The following is a 19,221-nucleotide window of genomic DNA, read 5'->3' on the forward strand; positions in this document are numbered from 1 at the left end:
GGGCACGTCGGCAGCCGGCCGATCAAGCCCTCGCCGCAGGGGGACATCCCCGGGCCCCGGGGGACGTGCGTCGGCGGACGCGGTTCGCCCGGGGATGTCCCCTTCCACCCGGCGCGGGGGCGGCACGCCGCCGGGTGCCGGGACCGATGGCCTCTCCGGTCCCGGAGTCGATGTCGCGGCGCGCTCCCGCAGGTGTGGGAGCCGTGCCCCGACCCGGCGCCCTCAGCGCTCCCGCAGGTACGCCCCCGCCACCGCGCGCAGATGGTCGTGCCGTCCCTCGTAGGCGCGCTGCCGGCCCAGCGTCGCCTTCGGGAGCTTGGCCACCATCGTGTAGTTCGTGTCGCACACGTTGGCGGCCGGGGCCAGGCCGGCCTGGCTGACCAGCTGGTAGGCGTCGAGCAGGTCCAGGTCCAGCAGGCCCGCCGTCCAGTCGACCAGGTCGCGCTGGCTGATCCGGTAGGCGTCCTCCAACGGGCGGGCCGAGCCCGTGGTCATCAGGTAGTGGTCGTTCTCCAGGCGCGGCGACACCGGTGCGCCGCCCTTGATCAGGTCGACCACGATCACCGTGCGCATCGCGGCCTCCACCGCCGTCCCGCACACCTCCCCCTCGCCCTGCCGGGCGTGGCCGTCGCCGATCGAGAGCATGCCGCCCGCGACGTTGACGCCGAAGTACGCGGTGGTGCCGGCGCGCATCTCGGGGGTGTCCATGTTGCCGCCGTGCGCCCCCGGGGTGATCGACATGAGCGTCTCGCCGCCGGCCGGCGCCACCCCGACCGTGCCGTGCATCGGGTCTAGGGGCAGCTCGACCGAGAAGTCGCTTTTGCGGGCCCGGAAGCGGCAGACGCCCGCCTCGACGTCCAGGTCGTAGACCCAGACCCGTTCCTCCAGCGGCGCGTGCAGCATCGCGGTGGTCGGCGTCGCGGTCAGCGCGCCGAAGTGCGGGAAGGTGCTGGAGATGCCCCAGTCCCGGGCGGGCGAGATGTCCACGAAGTGCACCGCGAGGGTGTCCCCGACCTCGGCGCCCTCGACCGCGATCGGGCCGGTGACGGGATTGAGGTAGGGGAACTCGCAGACCGCGCTGGGCAGATCGTCGAAGCCCTTGACGTTGCCGCCGAAGCAGTCCTCGGTGGACAACTCGACGATGGTGCCGGGGCGCACCGTCACCAGCGGTCGGCGACCGCCGAAGGTGTAGGCGTACTGGTGGTAGGTCGGCCGTAGCGAGACGACTTCGAGCAGGGTCATACGGGTTCCTCGAGCGGATCGATGGCGGAGATCTTGGGCCGGCGGCCCGCCAGGACCAGACCGGAGAGCAGGGCGAGGCCGATCGCGAACCAGATCGTGCCCAGGCGCTGCGCGTCGTCGTCGGCCTTGTAGACGACGTACGCCAGAATCGCGAAGCCGATCGAGGGTGCGATCAGGTGTCGCCAGTAGTCGCGGCTCTTGTGCCGGACGAGGTAGTGCACGACCACCGAGACGTGCAGGACGAGGAAGGTGGTCAGCGCGCCGATGTTGACCAGGCTGCTCAGCTTGGTGATGCCGTCGTCGCGGGTGCTGGTGTACAGCCCGAGCGCGAGCGAGACGGCGGCGGTGAGCAGCGTGGCGTTGACCGGCACCCGGTGCTTGGGGTGCACCTTGGCCAGGATGGACGGCAGTTGCCGGTCGCGGGCCATCGCGTAGAGCAGGCGTGAGGTGGCCGCCTGGGCGACCAGTGAGTTGGCGAAGCCCCAGGCGACGGCGGTGGCCACGGCGGTGAGCTTGGCCAACCAGCCGCCGGCCGCGACCCGGGCCGCGTCGTAGAACGCGGTGCCGTCCGGGTCACCGTTGGCGATCAGCGCCTTGGGGTCCTCCACGAGGAGCGAGGCCACCCAGGTCTGCACGATGAACAGGGTGCCGGCGAGCAGCAGCGCGGCGACCATCGAGCGGCCGATGGCCTTGGCCGAGTCCTTGTTCTCCTCGGACAGCATGGAGATGCCGTCGAAGCCGAGGAAGCTCAGCGCCGCGATCGAGACGGCGCCGAAGGCCAGGCTCCAGGAGAAGGTGTCGCCGTTGTACAGCGGGGTGAAGTCGAAGCCCCGGCCCTTGCCGTCCATCAGCGCGACCACGCCGATGACCACGAACAGCAGCAGGACGATCAACTCGCCGATCAGCATGATCTTGTTGACCTTGGCGGTCATCTCCACGCCGAGGTAGTTCACCGCCGTGTTCAGCAGTACGAAGCCGACCACCCACATCCACACCGGGATCGAGCCGACCAGCGAGTTCATCGCCACGGCGGCGATCAGGTAGAGCAGGCCGGGGACGAGGATGTAGTCGAGCAGGATCATCCAGCCGGCCAGGAAGCCCACGGGCGCGGCGATGCCGCGACCGGCGTAGGAGTACACGGATCCGGCCATCGGGAAGGCCTGGGACATCTGCGCGTACGACAGCGCGGTGAACATCATCGCGACCATGCCGATGATGTACGTGAGCGCGACCATGCCGCCGGAGCCCTGGAACACGCCGCCGAAAATGCCGAACGGCGCGATCGGGACCATGAAGACCAGGCCGTAGACGAGCAGGTCGCGAAAACTCAGCGAGCGGCGGAGCTCTTGCTTGTAGCCGTACTTCTCGATCGACTCGGGTCCACCGGTCGGGTCGGGTCTGCCGGTGGACCCGGGTCTCGCGGCGGATTCGGGCGCGGGGACTTCGCTCATGGTGATCTCTCCTCGGGACGACCCCGAGGGGTCTCGGAGAGACCCTAGATCCAGTTATTTCCAAATGGAAGTACTTTCGCGGCGCGGAAGCACGGCGAAATCCAGCCCCTCCGCCCGCGCGAGGAACACCTGCCGGCGCGGCGGGCCCAGCGGCGACCGCGCCCAGGCCGCCCGGGTGCCCTCCGGATCCCCGTCGAGCAGGCGATGCACCGCAGCCGCCAACCCGTTGGGGCCCAGCGCGTTCCACGACGCGAGCGCCGCGACCAGGTGCAGCCCGTCGTACAGCCCCTCCGCGTAGGCGTCCAGAACCGGCGCGTCCGGCCCGAACAGCGCCCGGTGCCGCTCGGCCAGCCCCAGCCGGCGATCGTCGGTCTGCGACGCGAACGACTGCATCACCGCGTACATCCCGCCGGTGTCGTCGCCGCCGTAGGCCAATAGGCCGTTCTCCTCCAAAGATCCGGAGAGCCGCACCAGGATCCGGTCCAGACCGGCGTGCCGCAGCGCCCGGTTGAAGTCGACCAGGTCCCGCCCGATCAGGCTGAGCAGCAGCGCGTCGGCCCCGGTCGTGCGCAGCCCCGCGAACAACTCGTCCAACCCCTCGCGCACCGCGCCGAAGGCGACCCGCCGCTCGTACACCACACTGCTGCGCGCCTCGGCGATCAGCCGGGCCGCCGCACGGTGCGTGGCCTGCGGCCAGATGTAGTCGTTGCCGATCAACGCCCAACGGCGCAGCCGGTGTTGCCGGGTCAGCCAGCCGATCGACTCGCGCAGCTGTCGCATCGGGTCCACCCCGGTGCACACCACGCCGGGCAGCCGCCGACCGCCCTCGTGCGGAGGGGTGAAGATGTACGGCACACGTCCCGTCACCACCGCCTCGATCGCGCGGTGCACGTCGCTGGTGTGGAAACCGACCAGCACCTCCACCGCCCCGGCGTCGGCGAGTTGTCGCACCTGTGCGGCGACCTCGGCGGGTGGGACGCCGGCGTCCACCAGCACCAGTTCGAGCCGGCGGTCGCGCACCCCGCAGGCGGAGTTGATCTCGTGCGCCGCGAGCAGCGCGGCATCCACGGCGGAGGGGCCGATGATGCCGAGCGCACCGGACTGGGGCACCACGAGGCCCACTCGAAGCACCTGGGGATTCCGGTCGGAATACAGCGCGTCGAGCGGCTCGATCAGGACTGTCTCGACGCTCATCAGGCGAGTAAGTATGCTCCTGAGAACGGTCCGGTGAAGGGGTGATCAACATGTCCGCCGGCGAACTTGCCGAACGCGCCGTCGCACCGCCGCTTCTGGTCGAGGCGCTGACCGTCGCGCAGCGCCGACTCACCCGCACGCTGACCGCCGCCCTGACCGAGGAGGACTGCACCCTCGACCAGTGGCTGGTGTTGCGCACCCTGGGCGACGGCACGGGGCGGTCGATGGGCGAACTGGCCCGGGCCCTGGTGATCCCGCAGGCCACGCTGACCCGGATCGTGGACGCGCTGGTGGACGGCGGCCACATCTACCGCCGCCAGTCCGGGGCCGACCGCCGCCGGATCACGGTCCACCTGTCCCGGCGCGGTACGGACCGACTCGCCCGGCTGAACGCGCTGGCCGAGGCACACGAGGCGGCCGTGCGCACGGCGTGCGCGAGCGAGGACCCGGCGGCCCTGCTGGCGTTCCTGGCCGGGCCCGACGCCGCCTGACCGAACCCGGGTCGAGCCGGCTCCGAGCCCGGAGCGAGTCGGCGTCCGGCCGGCGCCGGACCCCTCACCGCCCGCCGAGAAACCGCGCCGTCACCCCCACCCCCCGCGCCGCCACCTCCCCCGGCACCCCGCTCGCCACGATCCGCCCGCCGTGCACGCCGCCGCCCGGCCCCAGGTCGATCAGCCAGTCGGCGCCGGCGATCACGTCCAGGTCGTGCTCGACCACCACCACCGTGTTGCCCGCGTCGACCAGACCGTGCAACTGCCGCATCAGCAACTCCACATCCGCCGGATGCAGACCCGCCGTCGGCTCGTCCAGGACGTAGAGCGTGTGCCCGCGTCGGGCCCGCTGCAACTCGCTCGCCAGCTTGATCCGCTGCGCCTCGCCCCCGGACAGTTCGGTCGCGGGTTGGCCCAGGCGCAGATAGCCCAGGCCCACCTCGCGCAGCGTGGTCAGACTGCGCGCGGCGGCGGGCACGTCGGCCAGGAAGTCGGCCGCGTCGTCCACGGTCAGCCCGAGCACGTCCGCCACGTTCAGCCCGCGATAGGCGACCTCCAGGGTGGCCGGGTCGTACCGGGCGCCGTGACAGGTCGGACACGGTGCGTACGTGCCCGGCAGGAACAACAGCTCGACCGCGACGAAGCCCTCCCCCGCACAGGTCTCGCAGCGCCCCTCGGCCACGTTGAACGAGAACCGGCTCGCGGTCCACCCGCGCTCCCGCGCCGCGTCGGTCTGTGCGAACAACCGGCGTACGGTGTCGAACAGCCCGGTGTAGGTGGCCAGGTTCGAGCGCGGCGTGCGCCCGATCGGCTTCTGGTCCACCCGCACCAGTCGGTCGATCACCCCCAGCCCCTCGACCGCGCGGACCTCGCCCGACATCGGCCCGCCGTCCTCGTCCGGCTCTGCCCCGGTGCCCAGGTGCGCCGCCGTCACCTCGGCCAGCACCCCGCCGACCAGGCTGGACTTGCCCGACCCCGAAACCCCGGTGACCACGGTGAACACCCCCAGCGGGAACGCCACGTCCAGATCGCGCAGATTGTGCAGGGTGACCCCGGTCAACGTCAGCCACGCACCGGCCGGCCGCGGCTCGCGCACCGGCGGCGGGCCGGCCGGGAACAGGAAGCGGCGCGTCGCCGAGTCGGCCACCTCGCGCAACCCCGCCGGCGGGCCGCTGTACAGGATCCGGCCGCCGCCCTCGCCCGCGCCCGGCCCCACGTCCACCAGCCATCCGGCCCGGCGCGCGACGGCCATGCGATGCTCCACCACGAACAGCGAGTTCCCGGCCGCCCGCAGCCGGTCGAGCACCACGAGCAGCGCCTCGGTGTCCGCCGCGTGCAATCCGGCCGACGGCTCGTCGAGCACGTACACCACCCCGAACAACCCGGACCGCAACTGGGTGGCCAGGCGCAACCGCTGCAACTCGCCCGAGGACAACGTCGGCGTCTCGCGCGCCATGCCCAGATAGCCCAGCCCCAGCTCGACCAACACCGCGATCCGCGCCACCAGGTCCGCGCAGATCGTCGCGGCGGCCTCCCCCTCCGGCTTCGCCTCGGCCAGCACCCGGGCCGCCTCGGTCAGCGGCAGCGCGACGAGCGCGGCGATGTCGTACCCGGCGAACGTCACCGCCAGCGAGGCCGGCCGCAACCGCCGACCGTGGCAGACCGGACACGGCCCGCTGCGCAGGAAACGCTCCACCCGCTTGCGCTGCGTCGCGCTCTTCGAGGTCGCGAACGTCTTCAGCACGATCCGCCGGGCACTGCTGTACGTGCCCTGGTAGTCGCGCTGGATCCGGCTCGCGTCGCGCACCGGATGCACGGTGACCACCGGTTGGTCGTCGGTGAACAGGATCCAGTCACGCTCGGCCTTCGGGAGCTCGCGCCACGGCCGGTCCACGTCGTAGCCGAGCGTGGCCAGGATGTCCCGCAGATTCTTCCCGTACCACGCGCCCGGCCAGGCGGCGATCGCCCCGTCGCGAATCGACAGGTCCGGGTCCGGGACCAGCGACGCCTCGTCGACGTCGTGCACCCGCCCCAGCCCGTGACAGTTCGGACAGGCCCCGGCGGCGGTGTTCGGGGAGAACGCGTCCGAGTCCAACCTCGGCGCACCCGGCGGATACTCCCCCGCGCGGGAGAACAACATCCGCAGCGAGTTCGACAACGTGGTCAGCGTGCCCACCGTCGACCGCGACGTCGGCGCGGACCGCTGCTGCCGCAGGGCGATGGCCGGTGGCAATCCGTCGATTTCGTCCACGTGCGGCGCGCCGACCTGCTGGATCAACCGGCGCGCGTAGGGCGCGATCGACTCGAAGTAGCGCCGCTGCGCCTCCGCGTACAGCGTGCCGAACGCGAGGGAGGACTTGCCCGACCCGGACACCCCGGTGAACACCACGAACGTGTCACGTGGGATGTCCACGTCCACGTCCCGCAGATTGTGCTCCCGCGCGCCGCGCACTCGCACATACGGATCGTGCTCGCTCATCCACCCGCTCCTCGCCACACCGCTCTTGGCCGCACCCACCGGAAGGTTGTCGTATGCCCGCGCCGGCGAACAGCCGAACCGCCTGCCTCACCGCACGACGGCCTCGAAGCCGCCCGGATCCTCGCCCGCCTCCCGCCGACACGTTTCGAGATGTGACTCCCCCGGCTCGGCCGCCCCGCCCGGGACCTCCCACCCCGGCTGCGGACCGGGTTCGGTCGTCCGCCCGCTCCCCGTGCCGCTGGTGATCGTCGGGCATCGGCGCTAGCTTCGGCGCGCGCCGGGTGGCGCGCGTGTGAGGGGGCGTCGATGGGGTTGGACGGGATCGATCCGCGCACGCCGGTCCTGGTCGGGGTCGGGGTGGCGGATCAGCGCCTGGCCGAGGCCGGGGCCGGGGTGGGCGAGTTGGAGTTGATGGCGCGGGCCGTCGAAGACGCGACCGAGGGGCTCGGCGGGCTGCTCGGGGCGGTGCGGCGGGTCCTGGTGCCGCGCGGGACCTGGCGGCACGGCGATCCGGGGCGGTGGCTGGCCGAGCGCTTCAAGATCGTCGACGCGCACACCACGTTGGCCGAACTGGGGGTCCTGCAACAGTCGTTGCTCACCCGCGCGAGCACCGACATCGCGGCCGGCCGGGTGGACGCGGTCCTGGTGGTGGGCGGCGAGGCGGCGCATCGGCGGCTGCGCGCCCGGATCGCCGGGGTCGAGTTGGCGGATCCGGTCGCGGACGGCGTGCCGGACACGGTGTGGGCGCCGGGCGCGGACATCCTGGCCCGGGTCGAGATCGATCGCCATCTGGCGGTGCCGGCCCGGCAGTACGCGGTCCTGGAGTCGGCGATCGGCGCCGCACGCGGTGTGTCGCCGGCGCGGGACGCCCGGGAGATCGCGGCGCTGTGCGCGGAGTTCGCCGCCGTCGCCGCCGAGGGCGGGCGGTCGATCCGCGGCCGCACCGTGTCCGAGGACGAGTTCTTGGCGCCGGTCGGGCGCAACGCGTGGTTGGCGAGCCCCTACACCAAGTGGCACTGCTCGCAGATGAACGTCGACCAGGCCGCCGCGTTGGTGTTGTGCTCGGTGGAGACGGCGCGCCGGTTCGGCGTCGCGCGCGAGCGGTGGGTGTTCCCGACGGCGGCGGCGGAGTCGAACACGATGGTGCCGCTGGTGGCCCGGCCGGACCCGGCCCGCTCGCCGGGCTTCGCGGCGGTCGGCGCGGCGCTCGGGCCCGGGGTGGCCGACGCGGCGCATGTGGACCTGTACAGCTGTTTCCCGGCGGCGGTACGGATCCAGCGGCACGAACTGGGCCTGACCGGGCGCGCCGACCGGGAACTGACCACGACCGGCGGGATGGCGTTCGCGGGCGGTCCGCTCAACACGTACGCGCTGCACGCCACCGTCGAGGTGGCCCGACGGGTGCGCGAGGGCGGGGACGGGCTGGTCACCAGCGTGTCGGGCATGGTGACCAAGCAGGCCGGGGCGCTGTGGTCGACGCGCCCCGCTCCCGGCGGCTTTCGCGCGGTGGACGTGAGCGCCGAGTTGCCCACCCGCCCGGTGGACCCGGACTACGCGGGTCCGGCGCGGGTGGTGGGCTGCACGGTGGCCTTCGACGGGGGCGAACCGGCGGTGGCGATCCTGGTGGTCGAGGGCGGCGACGGGGTGCGCTCGGTGGCCTCCTCGACCGATGCGGACGTCCTGGCGTCGATGCGTACGGACGCGTGGGTCGGCCGGGCGGTGCGGGTGACCGGGGCGGCGTTCGAGCCGGCGTAGGGCAGGCCGGTGTGGCGGCTGTCGGCCGTGCCGTCGGGGCGGCGGCGTCCGGGTATCCACCGTGCCGGGTGTCCGCCGTGCCGGGAGATGGGATCGATCGTGGCGGGCATCCGGGTGGCGACGTCGCGACCGCGACGCGCTACCCGCTTGGAGGTCGCCGTGACCGACCCGTGGCCCGACCCGCTGCCCCCGGTGCCGCCGATGCCCATCCCCCACCCGCTGCCCGAACCCGGCCCGGAGCCCCTGCCACCCGACCCGGGCACACCCCCGCCCCCCGACAAGCCGGAACCGGCCCCCCAGCCGGGCCCGGCGTCCGGACCGTATCCAGCGCGGATGTAGCGCGTCGGGGCGCGCCGCATCGGGGGAACGGGCGGGGGCGCACAACCGGTGTACGCGCGCCGACTACCGAACCGAACGGCGTTGGTGCCACGCTGGGAACATGGACGAGCAGATTCCCTCTCCCCGCTCATCGGACCTCGTCATCCGCGTGGGCGGAGCACGCTGGCCTTCACCGGACGAGATTCGTGCCGAACTCCCCGACGACATTCGGGACGAGTTCGAGCACGACTTCGAGCAGGCGCTCGCGGTCGCCCGCGACCTCGGCCGCCTGGAAAGCCTCGCGGGTGTTCTCGACCGCTGGCAGGGTCATCTCGTCAACCGCAGGTCGCCCGGCTTTGCCGAAGCGATGGATATCGCCCGACGCGTCGCCGCAGGCGAAAAGGTGCCGACCTTCTCGGCGCAGGGGGTGCCACGATGAGCTATACCGTCGACTTCGTGGGTCTGGCGCTTCGACAACGCAACAGCATGCCCCGCGTGGCCCTTTCCGCCTTGGACACCCTCGTTCGCCAACTTGAACGAGACCCCTGGAAGATCGGCAACCGCATGTTCGGCGGCCTCAACGACACTTACGAGGCGGCCTTCGGTGGCTATGGCATGGCCACCTACATCATCCAGGATCACAAGGTCACCGTGACGGTCATCAATCTGGTCTGGGCCGGCTGAACCTCGTCGAAATGCCGGGCCTGGTGGGAGTCGGCCGCAGGACACCCGCCAAGCCCGTTTGCGGGCCGCGGGTCAGCGAATCGGCACCTCCGCCAACGTGCGGGCGATGACCAGGCGTTGGATCTCGCTGGTGCCCTCGAAGATGGTGTAGATCGCGCTGTCGCGGTGCATGCGCTCGACCGGGTACTCGCGGGTGTAGCCGTTGCCGCCGAGGATCTGCATCGCGGCCGAGGTCACCCACTTGGCGGTCTCACCCGCGTACAGCTTGGACATCGAGCCCTCGGCCGCGGTGAACGGCTGTTTCGTCGCGGCCATCCACGAGGCGCGCCAGGTGAGCAGGCGGGCCGCGTCGATCCGGGTGCGCATGTCGGCGATGGTGAACGCGACGCCCTGGTTGTCGATGATCGGCCGGCCGAACTGCTCGCGGACCTGGGCGTATTCCAGCGCCACCTCGTAGGCGGCGCGCGCGATGCCCACGGCCTGGGCCGCGACCGCCGGGCGCGACGACTCGAAGGTGGCCATCGCCGCGTTCGAGCGCGCGGAGGTGCCGGACCTGGCCCGCGCGATCCGCTCGTCCAGCTTGTCCTTGCCGCCGAGCAGGCAGTCGCCGGGCACCCGGACGTTGTCCAGGATCACCTCGGCGGTGTGCGACGCGCGGATGCCGTGCTTCTTGAACTTCTGTCCCTGGGACAACCCCGGCGTGTTCGGCGGGATCACGAAACTGGCCTGGCCCCGCGAGCCGAGCGTGGCGTCGGTGGTGGCGACCACGACGTGCACGTGCGCGATACCGCCGTTGGTGGCCCAGGTCTTGACCCCGTTGAGGATCCAGTCGCCGGTCGCCTCGTCGTAGTCGGCCCGGGTGCGCATCGAGGAGACGTCGGAGCCGGCGTTCGGCTCGGACGAGCAGAACGCGGCGACGCGGACGTTGTCGGGCGTACCGAACAACTCGGGCGCCCAGGTGATGATCTGCTCCTGGGTGCCGTTGGCCACCAGGCCCGCCGCCGCGAGCGCGGTACCGGACAGCGCCAGGCCCAGCCCGGCGTCGCCCCAGAACAGTTCCTCCATGATCAGCGGAATGCTCAGGCCGGTGGGGTCGAAGGCCTGGGTACTGAAGAAGTCCAGCGAATAGAGTCCGATCTTGGCGGCTTCCTGGATGATCGGCCAGGGGGTCTCCTCGCGCTCGTCCCACTCGGCGGCGGCCGGCCGCATGGTCTCCGCGGCGAAGGTGTGCACCCAGTCGCGAATGGTGGTCTGGTCCTCGTTCAGGGCGAGGCTGAAGGCGGTCATGGGTGGCGGGCCCCCGGGACATCGTCGAATTGTTACCAGCTGGTAGCTTGAGTGTGTCGCCGTCGCCGTGGGGCCGTCAAGGGGCGTCGGGAGGTCTCCACGATTCGCCCCGCGCCACCGCTCCCGACGCTCAGATGCCGGGCCGATAGCGGATCGGATGCTCGTCCGGGACCTGCACCACACAGATACGTACACCGTCGGGATCGGCAATCCACATCTCGTCGAGCCCCCACTCCTCGCGGCGCGGTGCGCGCAGCACGGTGGCGCCCCGGTCCACGAGTTCGCGATGAGTGGCCGGCAGGTCCCGCACCTGGAGCCACAACCGCAGATCCTCGCCCCCGGGCCCGCCGCCGGTCGCGGTGCCGGAGACCTCGAGGAAGCCGCCGCCGAGAAAGAACACCGTCCCGCGATGGATCCCGGTACCGAACTCGCGGGCGATCGCGAGGCCGAGCACGTCGCGATAGAAGATCAGCGAACGCTCGGGATCGACGGGGCGCAGCAGGATACGACCGGAAAGTACGTCCATCCTCCGATTTTCGCCCCGATTCGGCCGTTTCCAACCCTCCCCGAGCCGAACCCGGGAGAGCGATTCCCCGGTCGGACGGACGCGCGGGCCGGCGAAGGAGGCGGGCGCAGGCGCGGGTGGGCGGAAAGTGGCCGGCTGCCGCCGGGCCGGGCCGGCAGGGTGGGCGGTCGACGAAGGGTGGTGGCGCATGGTGGGGAACGCGGAGCGGGTGCGCGGGAGCATGTTCGGGTTGGCGTACGGGGACGCGTTGGGCGCGCCGACGGAGTTTCTGTCGTACGCGCAGATCGTGCGCCGGTACGACCTGCCCGGACCGATGGATCTGGAGGGCACGCCGGCCCAGGTCACCGACGACACCCAGATGGGCCTGGCGGTGGCCCGGGCGGTGATCGACGCGCGCGCCGACGACGGGGCGTTCACCGCCGAGCGGCTGACCCCGCTCCTGGTGGACCGGTTCCTGGCCTGGTGGGACTCCCCCGACAACACCCGCGCGCCGGGCCACACGTGCCTGTCCGCGTGCGCGGAGCTGGCCGCCGGACGGGCCTGGCCCGACGCCACCCGGCGCGGCTCCAAGGGCTGCGGCGCCAACATGCGGGTCACCCCGCTGGGCCTGCTCGACGGCGTCGACGAGGCCGACCGGTGCGGCGCCGCCCAACTCCAGTCCGCGATCACCCACGGACACCCCACCGCGCTGGCCGCCTCGGACCTGACCGCGACCGCCGTACACGCGCTGCGCACCGGCGCGCCGATCGCCGAACTCCCCACCCTGCTGCGCGCGCACGCCGAGGCGCAGCGCGAGGTGTACCGGGGCGACTGGCTCGGCGACGACCTGTGGCGCGGCCCGTTCGCCGACACCCCGGAGGGGTTCGTCGCGCGCGGCTGGGACGAGTGCCTGGCCGTGCTCGACCGGTTGGACCAGGCCGTGGCGGAGGGGGACCGCCGCGCGGACCCGTGTCGGATCACCGGCGCCGGGTGGATCGCCGAGGAGGCGCTGGCCACGGCGGTGTTGTGCGTCCTGCTGTATCCGGACGACCCGCGCTCGGCCGTCGCCCGGGCGGCCGGCTCCTCCGGCGACTCGGACTCGATCGCCGCGTTGGCCGGCGCCATGATCGGCGCCGCACACGGCATCGACGCCTGGCCGGCCGCGTGGTCCGAGCGCATCGAGTACCGCGCCGAACTCGCCGAAACGTCGGCGGCCCTGGCCCGGTAGACCCGCGCGCCGGCGGGTTCGAACGTCGGATCGACGCCCGCCTTGCATATCCGTCGGGATTCTTTGCGAAGATTCACGGATGGGAAAGATCCATGCCGCCGACCGGGCGGCCTTCGCGTGGGTGGCCTCGCATCATGTGCCGTGGGCGAACAAGGCATTGCCGGCCTTGTCCCGGGCGGCCAACCATTCGCGCCTGTGGACGGTGACCGGTGCGGGGATGGCGCTTTCCGGCGGGCGCAGCGGGCGCCGGGCGGCGTTGCGTGGCCTGGGTTCGGTGGCGCTGGCATCGACCGTGAGCAATGTGCTGCTCAAGAGCTGGGTGCGCCGGCCGCGTCCGGTGATCGACGCGGTGCCCATGGCGCGCCGGCTGAGCCGGCAGCCGTGGACCACCTCGTTCCCGTCCGGGCATGCCGCGTCGGCGGCGGCGTTCGCCACCGGCGTAGCGCTGGAGTCGCGCCCGCTGGGCGTGGCGGCCGGCGCGCTGGCCGGCTCGGTGGCCTTCTCCCGGGTGTACACGGGTGTGCACTACCCGGGTGACGTGCTCGCGGGCGCGGCGCTCGGCGCGGGCCTGGCGGCGGTGACGCTGCGCTGGTGGCCGACGCGCCCGGCGGAGGCCGCGGCCGCACCGCAACCGCGCGGCAAGGTGCCGTCGCTGGTCGACGGCGACGGCCTGGTGGTCGTGGTGAACGCCTCGGCCGGCCCCGAGGGCGACACCGCACAGCGACTGCGCGAACTGCTGCCCGCCGCGAAGGTCGTCGAGCGCGGCCAGGACGGCGACCTGGTCGCGCTGCTGTGCGAGGCGGCCCGGGACGCGCAGGTGCTCGGCGTCGCGGGCGGCGACGGCAGTGTGAACTGCGCGGCGCGGATCGCGCTGGATCGGGGCATGCCGCTCGCGGTCTTCCCGGCGGGCACGCTCAACCACTTCGCGGGCGACCTGGGGCTGACCCGGCTCGACGACACCGCGCGGGCGCTCGCCGCGGGCGAGGCGGTCCTGGTGGACGTCGCCGAACTCCAGCGCGACCACTCGCACCCGTTCTCGGACGACGGCGAGGAGCTGGGCCCGGAGTTGTTCCTGAACACGTTCTCGCTCGGCGTGTATCCCGATCTGGTGCGTTTCCGCGAGGAGTTGGAGCGCAAGATCGGCAAGTGGCCGGCCATGCTGGTCGGCCTGGTCCGGGTGTTGCGGGACGCGGGCCCGGTGAAGATGCGGGTCAACGGCCGGCCGAGGTCGTTGTGGCTGATCTTCCTCGGCAACGGGGAGTACGCCCCGGAGGGCTTCGCGCCCACCTATCGCCCCGACCTCACCGACGGCCTCCTCGACGTACGCATCGTCGACGCCTCCCGTCCCCTGGCCCGCACCCGACTGGTGGCCGCCGTACTGTCCGGCACACTCGGCACCTCGCGGGTCTACGAGGCGTCCACGGCGCGCACGATGCACCTGTCCGAGATCCAGGAGGGCGCCGAACTCGCGGTGGACGGCGAGGTCCGCCCCGGCGCCTCCCAGCTCCGCATCGCCAAGGGCCGCCGCCTGATGGTCTACCGCCCGGACGGCGCCCTCCGCGACTGAGCACGTTCCGGCGGGCCGGTCCGGCCCGCCGACGTGAGGGCCTTCCCGATAGCGGACGCGGGGGTTCGTGGGGGCTAATGGTGCGGGCGGGGCGCCCGCACGGGCCCCGGTGGAAACCGGTGGGCGGGTTCCGCGCGTGGTGGGGGTGCGGGGCCCGAATCGGGGCACCGCTACGGTGTGGGCCGCCGGTCGGATGGGCCGGGGGTACAGGCAGGTTTCGATCGGGGGCAGTGGTGGCGGTTTCGGGCGCGATATCCGGGTCGGCCGGACGCGTGGCGACGGTGTTGGCGGCGGGCCGGGTGGCCGCCGGAGTGGTGTCGTTGGTGGCGCCGCGGGGCGGGGTGTGGTTGCGGCCCACGGCGGCCCGCGAGGCGTCGCTGCTCGGCCGCGGTCTGGGCGCGCGCGACGTGTTGTTGGGCGCGGGTGTACTGCGGGCGCTGGCCTCCGGGCGCGGCACCGCCGAGTGGGGCTGGTTCGCGGCGGCGTCGGATCTGGTCGACGGGGCGGGCGGGGCGCTCGAATGGCGGCGCCTGACCCCGGCGGAACGCACGTGGGTGGGCGCGGTGTTCGCGCTGGCCGCGTGCGAGGTGGCGGTGGCGCTGTCCCTGGCCGGCGGGGAAACCGAGGCCCCGGAGGGCATCCTCCCCGTCGCCCCCGAGTAGGCCTCCCGGGCCCATCACCCGCAACCGCCTCCGTCGCGTCGGCGTCCTCCGTACCGCATCCGCCACGCCGGGTTCCCGTCCCGAACGGCCGCCGTCCACGACGCGGTCGGCCGCCCATCGCACGGATCCCGGCTCGACCCGAGGAGACCCCACCGTGGCCGTCAGCCTCAACCACACCATCGTCCCGGCGACCGACCACCGCGCCGCGGCCCGGTTCTTCGCCACCGTAATGGGCCTGGAGGAACTGCCCCCGGCGGGCGCCGACGGCCACTTCGCCCCTGTTCGGGTCAACGAGCAGCTCACGCTCGACTTCATGACCGTGCCCGACGCCGAGGGGCACCATCTCGCCTTCGACGTCGACCCCGACACGTTCGACGCGATCCTGGCCCGGATCCGCGCGGCCGGGATCCCGTACGGCAGCAGCCCTCGCGACCGGACCAACGGCCGCATCGACCATCCCCTGTGCCCGCGCGGCCTGTTCTTCGCCGACGACTCGGGCAACCTGTACGAGGTCATGTCCCCGGCCTGAGCGACCGAACCGGCCCGACCCGCCTCGGCCCTCGCACCCCGATGTGGGAGATCGCGTTCACCCTGCATCTCCTGCAAAGCCGGAAGCCCGACCTCGTGTTCGCCGCGTGGCGGCAGGAGGTGTGCGCCGCGCTGGGGTCGGCCGACCCGACCCGGGCGGTCCGCGAACTCGCCCGGCTCCATCCCCGCTCCGAGCCCTTCCCCGAGTTCCTGGTGCCTCCGGCTACGGCCGGCGACCTGGACACCGGGATCGACCGGGTACTGGCCACCACGCCCGCCGCGATCGCCGCCGAACCGGCCCAACTGGCGGCCGGCCAAAGGCCGTTGCCGAGTCGGGTCGCGGCGCCGGCCGATGGCGACGCGGCCGGTCTGCGGCACTTCGGCCAACTGCTGCGCGCCTGTCACACGATCGCGGTCGCCCCGTACGCCTCCCGGGCCGCGACGACCTTCGAGGCGGATCGGGCGCAGCATGCGGAGGCGGTGCTCTCCGGCGGGGTGCACGGCCTCGGCAGCTTCCCGCCGCAACCGCTGTCGTGGCACGACGACATCCCGAGCACGCCCTGCCCGGTCGACGCCGGCATCCGCGCGGACGGCCGGTCCGGCGTGATGTCGGCTCCGCCCGCGCCGCCGCGCCGGCCGCGATCCGACCGGCCCCGACGGTCTGCGGCGGCGCCCGTCGTGGGCGGTGGCCGACCGGAACGTCGGCGTGCGGGTCGTGTCACCCGTTTGCCCTATGCTCAACTCCCATGGTGGCGCGGCCGTTGGGCGAAATTGTCGAGGCAGGATGGGCCAAGGCCCTGGAACCGGTGGCGGGTCGCATCGCCGCCATGGGCGACTTCCTGCGAGGAGAGATCGCCGCGGGGCGACGCTACGTCCCCGCGGGCGCGAACGTACTGCGGGCGTTCATGCAGCCGTTCGCGGATGTGCGCGTGTTGATCGTCGGCCAGGACCCCTACCCGGGCCCCGGGCACGCGGTGGGCCTGAGCTTCGCCGTCGCCCCCGAGGTGTGGCCGCTGCCGCCGTCGTTGATCAACATCTTCACCGAGATGAACCGCGACCTGGACGTGCCGCTGCCGACCAACGGCGACCTGACTCCGTGGACCGAGCAGGGCGTACTGCTGCTCAACCGATCCCTGACCACCGCCCCCGGGCGCTCCAACGCGCATCGGGGCAAGGGCTGGGAGGAGGTCACCGAGCAGGCGATCCGGGCGCTCGGCGAGCGGGGCACGCCGCTGGTGAGCATCCTGTGGGGCCGCGAGGCGCGCAACGCCCGGCCGCTGCTCGGTCCGGGCGCGGCGGTGGTGGAGTCGACCCACCCGTCCCCGAAGTCGGCCGACTACGGCTTCTTCGGCTCGCGTCCGTTCTCCCGCACCAACGACCTCCTGGTCGCCCAGGGCGCACAACCCATCGACTGGCGGCTGCCGTAGCAACGCGGGCCGAGCGCGGGGCGGACCGCCCAGGCGCGACCGACGCGGAACGCGCCGCCGACCGTCCGGCCGACCGTGGCGAACACCCGCCCCGCCGACCGGCTCGACCGCAACCGCGACGACCGGCCCGGGCGTCCCCTCTCATACACATCCCGTACACACCGTCGCCGGCGACGGAAGGGCGGATGATCTCGATAGGGTGGCGGCCGGTACACCCGGTCATGGGCCACCGCCGGTCGGGGCCGTCGCTTGGAGGAACCTTCTTCGATGTCAGGCAATAGCGTTCCCGGCCAGGGGGCCGCGCCGCGGCGCTCCCCCGAGGCGTTGCCGCCGCGTTCCAAATTGGCGATCACCGCGAGTCGGGTGACCGCGGCCATCTCGCGGCGCGCCGGCAAGGGCAGCGGCTCGGTCATCGGCGGCAAGCTCGCGCTGCGGCTCGCCCCGGACCTGCTCGCGCAGTTGTCGGTGGGGTTGCAGGTGGTGCTGATCTCCGGCACCAACGGCAAGACCACCACCACGCGTCTGGTCGCCGAGGCGATGCGCGCCGCGGGTCCCGTGGTGTCCAACGCGCTGGGCGCGAACATGCCTGCGGGAATCACCTCCGCGCTGGCCGGGGCGGGCGACGAGGCGCGCTACGGCGTGATCGAGGTCGACGAGAAGTATCTCGCCGGTGTCGCTCGCGACTCCGACCCGGTGGCCATCGCGCTGCTCAACCTCTCCCGCGACCAGCTCGACCGGGCCGCCGAGACCCGCATGCTCGCCGAGAAGTGGCGCGAGGGCCTGCGCGGGCGCGACGCGATCGTGGTCGCCAACGCCGACGACCCGCTGATCGTGTGGGCCGCGTCGTCCAGCAAGGACGTGCTCTGGGTCGCGGCCGGTCAGACCTGGCAGGAGGACTCCTGGTCCTGCCCGCAGTGCGGTGGCGTGATGCAGCGTCCGGGCGACGACTGGTTCTGCTCGCAGTGCGACTTCCGCCGCCCCTCACCCACGTGGTCGCTCGCCGGGGATCAGATGGTCGACCCCGACGGGCGGATCTGGCCGCTGCACCTGCAGCTGCCCGGCCGGGCCAACCGGGCCAACGCCGTCACCGCGGCGGCCATAGCGTCGTTGTTCGGCGTGCCCGTCGAGGCGGCCCTGGAGCGGATGAAGCACGTCACGGCCGTCGCCGGTCGCTACGACGTGGTCGACTACATGGGCCGCAAGCTGCGGCTGCTGCTGGCGAAGAACCCGGCCGGCTGGGTCGAGACGTTCTCGCTGATCAACCCGCCGCCGACGCCGGTGATCCTGTCCGTCAACGCGCTGGACGCGGACGGCAAGGACACCTCGTGGATCTGGGACGTCGATTTCACCCAGCTCGCCGGCCGTCCGCTGTTCGTCCTCGGTCAGCGCCGCCTGGACCTGGCGGTCCGCCTGGAGGTCGCGGGCCTGCAGTTCCAGGTCTTCGAGACGGCCGCCCAGGCGGTGGCGGCCTGCCCGCCCGGCCAGATCGAGGTCATCGCCAACTACACGGCGTTCCAACAGCTGCGCAAGACGATCAAGGAAGCGGCACAGGCATGATCGGTGAGAGCAGGCTGCGCCTGGTCTGGATCTACCCGGACCTGCTCAGCACATATGGCGACCAGGGCAACGCGCTGATCGTGGAGCGGCGCGCGCTGATGCGCGGCATCGAGGTCGAGCGCGTCGACGTACGCTCCGACCAGCCCGTGCCCACCTCCGGCGACATCTACCTGATCGGCGGCGGCGAGGACCGGCCGCAGCGCCTGGCCGCGGAGCGGTTGCGCCGCGACCCGGGCCTGGCCACGGCGGTGGGCGCGGGCGCCGCACTGCTGGCGGTCTGCGCGGGCTACCAGATCATCGGTACCGAGTTCATCGACGACCTGGACCAGCCCGAGGCGGGCCTGGGCCTGCTCGACGTGCGCTCCGGGCGCGGCGCGCCGGGCAAGCGCTGCGTCGGCGAGGTGCTGGCCGAGGTCGACCCGGCGCTCGGGCTGCCGGTGTTGTCCGGCTTCGAGAACCACCAGGGCGTCACGTACGTGGGCCCCGGCGCCAAGCCGCTGGCCAAGGTCACCCACGGCAACGGCAACGGCACGGGCGACGGCACCGAGGGCGCGTACGCGGGTCGGGTGATCGGCACGTACATGCACGGTCCGGTGATGTCCCGCAACCCGGCGCTGGCCGACCTGCTGCTCACCTGGGCCACCGGCGTGCCGCTGACTCCGCTGGGCGACCACTGGCACGAGCAGCTGCGTTCGGAGCGTCTGCGCACCGTGCGCGCCGCCGCCTCGAACTGACCCACCCCGCACCCACATCGGGCCCGCATACCGTCGAGGATGCTGATGGCGGATTCGCCACCGGGATCCGTCGAGGTATGCGGGCCCGATCGTGTGTCGCCTGTGGCGGGTG

18 protein-coding genes are annotated in these 19,221 nt (G+C 72.7%); 11 read left to right on the top strand and 7 right to left on the bottom strand.

Translation table 11 applies throughout. From position 1 onward, the window contains the following. Positions 1–222: 222 nt before the first annotated feature. Genes ACH4XV_RS15780 through ACH4XV_RS15790 form a run of 3 tightly spaced genes read right to left on the bottom strand, consistent with a single transcriptional unit; the run spans position 223 to position 3,887 of the window. Positions 223–1,242 (bottom strand): acetamidase/formamidase family protein, encoded by a 1,020-nt coding sequence (locus ACH4XV_RS15780; RefSeq protein ID WP_395790063.1) that lies wholly within the window; start codon positions 1,240–1,242, stop codon positions 223–225. Next, entirely contained in the window at positions 1,239–2,693 is a 1,455-nt protein-coding gene (locus tag ACH4XV_RS15785) for an APC family permease (RefSeq protein WP_395790065.1), read from the bottom strand. The genes ACH4XV_RS15780 and ACH4XV_RS15785 overlap by 4 nt, the downstream gene beginning before the upstream one ends. A 54-nt stretch (positions 2,694–2,747) precedes the next feature. Beyond that, positions 2,748–3,887, bottom strand: coding sequence for a substrate-binding domain-containing protein (locus ACH4XV_RS15790; protein WP_395790067.1), 1,140 nt, complete (start codon positions 3,885–3,887; stop codon positions 2,748–2,750). Positions 3,888–3,937: 50 nt separating this feature from the next. Between ACH4XV_RS15790 and ACH4XV_RS15795 the strand changes: the two genes are divergently transcribed. Beyond that, positions 3,938–4,378, top strand: coding sequence for a MarR family winged helix-turn-helix transcriptional regulator (locus tag ACH4XV_RS15795; protein ID WP_395790069.1), 441 nt, complete (start codon positions 3,938–3,940; stop codon positions 4,376–4,378). A gap of 64 nt (positions 4,379–4,442) precedes the next feature. On the opposite strand, the gene ACH4XV_RS15800 is transcribed toward ACH4XV_RS15795, so the two are convergent. Then, positions 4,443–6,857, bottom strand: coding sequence for an ABC transporter (locus ACH4XV_RS15800; protein ID WP_395790071.1), 2,415 nt, complete (start codon positions 6,855–6,857; stop codon positions 4,443–4,445). 87 nt (positions 6,858–6,944) lie between these two features. Further along, positions 6,945–7,103 carry an NUDIX domain-containing protein gene (locus ACH4XV_RS15805; protein WP_395791083.1) on the bottom strand — a complete coding sequence of 53 codons (159 nt, stop codon included), beginning with the start codon at positions 7,101–7,103 and terminating at the stop codon, positions 6,945–6,947. 60 nt (positions 7,104–7,163) lie between these two features. On the opposite strand from ACH4XV_RS15805, the gene ACH4XV_RS15810 reads away from it, so the two are divergent. From ACH4XV_RS15810 to ACH4XV_RS15820, 3 genes are all read left to right on the top strand, one after another. Beyond that, the gene (locus ACH4XV_RS15810; RefSeq protein ID WP_395790073.1) at positions 7,164–8,612 is read left to right on the top strand and encodes a hypothetical protein; all 1,449 of its coding nucleotides are present in this window, start codon (positions 7,164–7,166) and stop codon (positions 8,610–8,612) included. A gap of 439 nt (positions 8,613–9,051) precedes the next feature. After that, a complete protein-coding gene (locus ACH4XV_RS15815) occupies positions 9,052–9,369 on the top strand; it encodes a DUF6247 family protein (RefSeq protein ID WP_395790075.1) in 318 nt (105 codons plus the stop codon). Further along, positions 9,366–9,614 carry a type II toxin-antitoxin system RelE/ParE family toxin gene (locus ACH4XV_RS15820; protein ID WP_395790077.1) on the top strand — a complete coding sequence of 83 codons (249 nt, stop codon included), beginning with the start codon at positions 9,366–9,368 and terminating at the stop codon, positions 9,612–9,614. Before ACH4XV_RS15815 ends, ACH4XV_RS15820 begins: the two co-directional genes overlap by 4 nt. 72 nt (positions 9,615–9,686) lie before the next feature. On the opposite strand, the gene ACH4XV_RS15825 is transcribed toward ACH4XV_RS15820, so the two are convergent. Next, complete coding sequence (locus tag ACH4XV_RS15825; protein WP_395790079.1) at positions 9,687–10,901, bottom strand: acyl-CoA dehydrogenase family protein; 1,215 nt, start codon at positions 10,899–10,901, stop codon at positions 9,687–9,689. A 130-nt stretch (positions 10,902–11,031) separates the two neighbouring features. Continuing rightward, complete coding sequence (locus ACH4XV_RS15830) at positions 11,032–11,427, bottom strand: VOC family protein (RefSeq protein WP_380001736.1); 396 nt, start codon at positions 11,425–11,427, stop codon at positions 11,032–11,034. A gap of 187 nt (positions 11,428–11,614) precedes the next feature. On the opposite strand from ACH4XV_RS15830, the gene ACH4XV_RS15835 reads away from it, so the two are divergent. From ACH4XV_RS15835 to ACH4XV_RS15865, 7 genes are all read left to right on the top strand, one after another. Further along, the gene (locus ACH4XV_RS15835; protein WP_395790081.1) at positions 11,615–12,634 is read left to right on the top strand and encodes an ADP-ribosylglycohydrolase family protein; all 1,020 of its coding nucleotides are present in this window, start codon (positions 11,615–11,617) and stop codon (positions 12,632–12,634) included. A gap of 79 nt (positions 12,635–12,713) precedes the next feature. Beyond that, positions 12,714–14,201 carry a phosphatase PAP2 family protein gene (locus tag ACH4XV_RS15840; RefSeq protein ID WP_395790083.1) on the top strand — a complete coding sequence of 496 codons (1,488 nt, stop codon included), beginning with the start codon at positions 12,714–12,716 and terminating at the stop codon, positions 14,199–14,201. 230 nt (positions 14,202–14,431) lie between these two features. Next, on the top strand, positions 14,432–14,863 hold the full coding sequence (locus ACH4XV_RS15845) for a hypothetical protein (RefSeq protein ID WP_395790085.1): 432 nt from the start codon (positions 14,432–14,434) through the stop codon (positions 14,861–14,863). A gap of 154 nt (positions 14,864–15,017) precedes the next feature. Further along, the gene (locus ACH4XV_RS15850; RefSeq protein ID WP_395790087.1) at positions 15,018–15,392 is read left to right on the top strand and encodes a VOC family protein; all 375 of its coding nucleotides are present in this window, start codon (positions 15,018–15,020) and stop codon (positions 15,390–15,392) included. 745 nt (positions 15,393–16,137) lie between these two features. Next, positions 16,138–16,818 carry a uracil-DNA glycosylase gene (locus tag ACH4XV_RS15855; RefSeq protein ID WP_395790089.1) on the top strand — a complete coding sequence of 227 codons (681 nt, stop codon included), beginning with the start codon at positions 16,138–16,140 and terminating at the stop codon, positions 16,816–16,818. A 267-nt stretch (positions 16,819–17,085) separates the two neighbouring features. Further along, on the top strand, positions 17,086–18,375 hold the full coding sequence (locus ACH4XV_RS15860; RefSeq protein WP_078974029.1) for a MurT ligase domain-containing protein: 1,290 nt from the start codon (positions 17,086–17,088) through the stop codon (positions 18,373–18,375). Continuing rightward, a complete protein-coding gene (locus ACH4XV_RS15865) occupies positions 18,375–19,109 on the top strand; it encodes a type 1 glutamine amidotransferase (RefSeq protein ID WP_395791085.1) in 735 nt (244 codons plus the stop codon). Before ACH4XV_RS15860 ends, ACH4XV_RS15865 begins: the two co-directional genes overlap by 1 nt. The last annotated feature ends 112 nt before the right edge of the window (positions 19,110–19,221 follow it).

The sequence above is a fragment of the Embleya sp. NPDC020630 genome, assembly GCF_044334985.1.
Taxonomy (GTDB): domain Bacteria; phylum Actinomycetota; class Actinomycetes; order Streptomycetales; family Streptomycetaceae; genus Embleya.